Annotated in this window: 1 protein-coding gene and 1 pseudogene; both read right to left on the reverse strand. The window is 39.9% G+C overall.

The window, feature by feature from the left end; all coding sequences use genetic code 11:
• Positions 1–195: pseudogene (locus I8751_RS17120) on the reverse strand (IS4 family transposase); the annotation flags it as partial.
• Between the two features lie 314 nt (positions 196–509).
• Complete coding sequence (locus tag I8751_RS17125) at positions 510–2,930, reverse strand: sucrose synthase (protein WP_214440335.1); 2,421 nt, start codon at positions 2,928–2,930, stop codon at positions 510–512.
• Positions 2,931–3,766: the final 836 nt, after the last annotated feature.

Genomic DNA, 3,766 nt, shown 5'->3' on the forward strand with positions numbered 1-3,766 from the left:
CAATTGTTTCTCCTGAGATTGTCTGCTGTTTTTAACCCATCTTTTGAGTAATGGAAACCAGATGTATTGAATTGATAACTCTGGCAGTAATAAAAATCTTTGGATGCTTCGTCGCCGACTCTCAAATTTTATCGGTTGGGGAAATACTGTCGCCAGCTTCTCAATTGTCACAGTTTTATGAAATTGTAACAGCATAATCAAGATTTCCAACATCTTGTACTGTGCGGGTGTCAGTACATTTTGAAAGCAGTTTTGGTAGAATTTAGGTAACATTATCATTTGATAGGTCTTGTTGAGAATACCTGACCTATCTTTTTTTACCCCAAAACAGTCACACTCTTGTATTTCCTGAGCTTCAGCCTCTTTGTCACCCCTTCAGTTAAAGAACTTAGATGAAGCAAAGTTTTCAGGGTTTACATCTGTATCAGATTTTTCGTGAAATGGTATTAGTTATTTATCGTTTGTCATTTGTCTTTAGTAAATGACAAATGACAAATGACAAAAGATACCTATCGATGCTGATGTTGCTGTAGGAGTTGTTTAGCTGCGGGTTTGTAAATTAAATAGAACAAAGCCTCAATATAACGCAACAAATCCTCTCGATTTTCTTTTGAAGTAAAGTTCCAAAAGCCATAAATTCGCGCTAAAGATAGCAGCTTGCTGGTATGAATTTTCCAAGTGTACGTGCTATAAACTCGGTCAATGGCTTTACGGGAAATTTCATCCCAATATTGAGGATTATGCTCACATTTAGTGACAAATTCCAGAATTTTTGTAGCTGTTTCCTCTAGATTGGTCGGGTTAATGTAGAAACCATTCATTTTATTCTGAATAATTTCTAGTGGCCCACCAAATTGTGTGGCAAAAGTTGGTAATCCCGAAATCATGGCTTCTAGAATCGTTAAACCAAAAGCTTCAAATAAAGCTGGTTGGACAAACACACCTTTGTGATCAGCAATAACTCGATAAATTTCTCCAGAATCACTTTTTGATAGGCGCACACCCAGCCAACGAATCTTGCCGTGGAGATTATACTCATCAATGATGTGGTAGAGTCTAATAATTTCGTCACGTTCTTCATTGTCGCCTGATTCTTCCACACGCAACTTACCAGCTACTAAAATTAAGTTGCAATGCTCCTGCAAATCTTTACTCTGACCGAAGCATTCTGCTAAACCTGTGAGGTTTTTAATTCGGTCAAGACGCGCCATTGAAAAGATCGGGCGCTTAGTAGGATCATCGAGTTTGCCAAAGATTTGTGAGGGATCTTCAAGAGTAAAGAGAATTTCCGCAAGGCGATCGCGATCTTCTTGTACTCGGTCTTCAGTGCGCGTGTAAGGAAAATAGGCGTTTTCATTTACCCCAGGTGGTACGACATTAAATTTGGGGCTAAACAATTCAATTCCATTCACGACATGGTATAACTCCGGCATGGTAAAGCACTTGTATGACTCGTACTGTCCCACGCTGTCGTTTGTGCCGACAATTTCTTGATAAGTGCTGCTAATGACAAAATTGGCAGCATTCATGGCAATTAAATCAGCAGTGAATTGCAGTGAAAAATGATATTTTTCTTCTAAGTCTTGCCAGTAAAGGTTACTGAACAGATATTTGGATTTTTCTAAAGCGTGGGCGATATTACACTGGGTAACTTTCATCCGCCTTGCTAGTAAAAACGCTACTAAATTCCCATCTGAATAGTTACCCACAATTAAATCAGGTGTACCATGAAACTCTGCTAGCAGTTCTTTTTCAGAATCAATAGCAAAAGATTCTAGGTAAGGCCAAAACTCAAACCGGGAAATCCAGTTTTGAGTCATGTTGGGATTGAAATCTCGCAGAGGTACTCGCAAGATCCAAGCATTTTCTGTGCCGTGGACTTTTTCTAGTCTTTGATTACAAAGAGTTCCATCGCTGTTAGGAATCAGGCGGGTGAGAATAATCACCTTGGGCTGGACATTCAGTCCTTCTAACCCAGCTAAGACGACATCTTCTTGTAGTTGCTTTTCTAGATTTTTGGCTTGGTCGAGGACATAAACTACCTGACCACCAGTATCAGGACGACCCAATACTCCTTCTTGGCCAAACCAACCGTGGGCGGAGACCAAGACGATTCTAAAAATCATGGGGACGCGAGAAATGAAGGCTTCTAGCGTCTGAGGAGCAGGTGAATCGATTAATTCATCTAAAATATTGAGAGTTTCCTCTACACGCCCAGCTGTGTTACCCCAACCCGGTTCAAAACCCATCATTTGTAGTTGAAAGCGGAATTGTTCGTAAGGTTCATCGCTGGGGCGATCGCTAACAAAAGCTATGGCTTTTTTAACTTGCAAAGAAAGTTGCTGCTGTGTTTGAATGCGATCGTTGATCAGCAGTTGAACACCGTTGTAATGGTGTAGACGCAAGAAATTTAATAAGCTTTCCAGCCATTGTTTAGCGTCTTGAAAAAGTTTGCTGGATAAGTAGCGGTTGAGATACTGTACCCCTTTACCAATATTTTTCGGGTCGCGGATTGTAGGGGTATAGTCATAGAAAGGGCCAAAATCTAGTTCTAGCAGATCACCTTCTTGGGGTTGAAATTTGTTCACCAAGCGATCGCGCAGATCCAGCAGTTCCTGTACTGTCATTGGTTCAACATCCAAGTCTGCTGTCAGCCGATACACTTCTTGACTAGCAATTTTGGGACGAATGATGAAACAAAGATTTGAGTCCTCTTGAATAATTTCTTGAGTGTAGTAAATTAGTTTACCTAAGTGGGAAGAAGTGTAAAATGTTTCGGGCTTCTGGGACTTAGAGCAATATTCACCAAATACATTCAATATGTCATTTCGCAACAAGTAATTTTGTTCATGTTGGCGTAATTGACTTATAAAGGAACGCAAATCACTTTTTTCTTCGCTATCCAGGATTGCTTGGATCAATTCAGACATGTGTACCCCTAAAAATGATTTCGTATTCTTGACTTTCAGGCAGAATAAGTTGCTACCTTTTCGTCTAATCGCACATAAACACAAATAAACACAGATAAATTGCTATCTTTGTCTCCCTCAGGCAGCGATTCTCCATAAGGCGTTGAAATTCGTGTTACTCTTTACTTAAAATATCTATTACTCAGTATTTTTTCACTCTAACTAAAGGCGTACTATTTACTATGCTTTTGACAGATAAGATGTATATAATGATTTTCTCACAAAGATTTCAAGCCATTGGCTATTAAATATCTTTTCGTAATTTGGAAGTTTGTCCCAATTATTTGTTATCCAAATTACTTTAACTAGACGACAAATGCTAAATTCAGAATTAGAGCCACAATCGTAAAGAACATTATTTAACAGTTTGACAATAAGTAGAACGGCGTAAAAAATTCAATGTTTGTAGTGAGTTAGCGCGGTCTTCTCCCAAAGGGAGAGGCTAGCGCTAAGGGGGTTTCCACGCCACTTGCTTTATGCCGGCGGCACTTCCTTCAAGTCGGCATAGCCGCCCAACGGAGTGCCTTGGGAACCCGTCCACCGCAGTGGCTCCCCACGAGCGACTAACGATCTTCGTGGCGTTAGAGAGTCATCGAGCGTCACCCGTAGGGTAAGGACTTTAGTCCTAAGAAAAGGGCTAAAGCCCTTACTACGAGATAAATTTAGCTAACTTTATATTAATTAACATAGTTTGATTTATTCTCATCGACTTACTTATGTGTGACTTTACCGCGCTGTCTGAAAATTATCAGATCATCTTCCTGGGGCTTACACGCATTTTCTTTAGATGTATTAAT

It is taken from the genome of Atlanticothrix silvestris CENA357 (assembly GCF_016056295.1).
Taxonomy (GTDB): Bacteria; Cyanobacteriota; Cyanobacteriia; order Cyanobacteriales; family Nostocaceae; genus Atlanticothrix; species Atlanticothrix silvestris.

Coding starts and splice junctions, on each gene's coding strand:
- I8751_RS17125 (WP_214440335.1), bottom strand. CDS start 2,930: ATGTCTGAATTGATCCAAGCAATCCTGGATAGCGAAGAAAAAAGTGAT.